Genomic DNA, 585 nt, shown 5'->3' with positions numbered 1-585 from the left:
GGCCTCACCACGGGCGCCACGCTCTACCCACTGGCCACCTTCGACGTCGACAGGACGATGGCGCTCATCGAGTCGGCCCGGATCACGGTGCTGCCCGGGGCACCCGCGATCTACCAGTCGATCCTGGCCGCGCCGAACCGCGCCGACCACGACCTGGGCTCCCTGCGGCTGGCCGTGACCGGAGCCGCGGTCGTGCCCGTCGTACTCATCGAGCGGATGCGTGACGAGCTGGCCATCGACACCGTGGTGACAGCGTTCGGCATGACCGAAGCGGTCGTGGTGACGATGGCTCGCCACGGCGATCCCGCTGAACTGGTCGCCACCACCTGTGGGCGCGCGATTCCCGGCATGGAGGTCGCGATCGACGCAGCGGACGGCGAGGCCGGCGAGCTCCTGGTGCGCGGCGAGTTCGTGATGCTCGGCTACCTCGACGACCCCGAGGCAACCGCCGAGGCGATCGACGGCGACGGATGGCTGCACACCGGCGACATCGGTGTCCTCGACGACCGGGGCAACCTGCGGATCACCGACCGGCTCAAGGACATGTACATCTCCGGCGGCTTCAACGTCTACCCCGCCGAGGTC

The 585-nt window shown here is 69.7% G+C and carries 1 protein-coding gene; it reads left to right on the top strand.

The genetic code is table 11. The features are described 5' to 3' along the window. Positions 1-585, top strand: a 585-nt coding sequence (locus ACOADB_RS11500; protein WP_378598331.1) for an AMP-binding protein, incomplete at both ends; no start/stop codon positions are given.

The organism is Nocardioides sp. CPCC 206348 (genome assembly GCF_048654705.1).
GTDB lineage: Bacteria > Actinomycetota > Actinomycetes > Propionibacteriales > Nocardioidaceae > Nocardioides.
The sequence above is the reverse complement of the archived record's forward strand: the minus strand, read 5'-3'. Positions and strand labels throughout refer to the sequence as shown.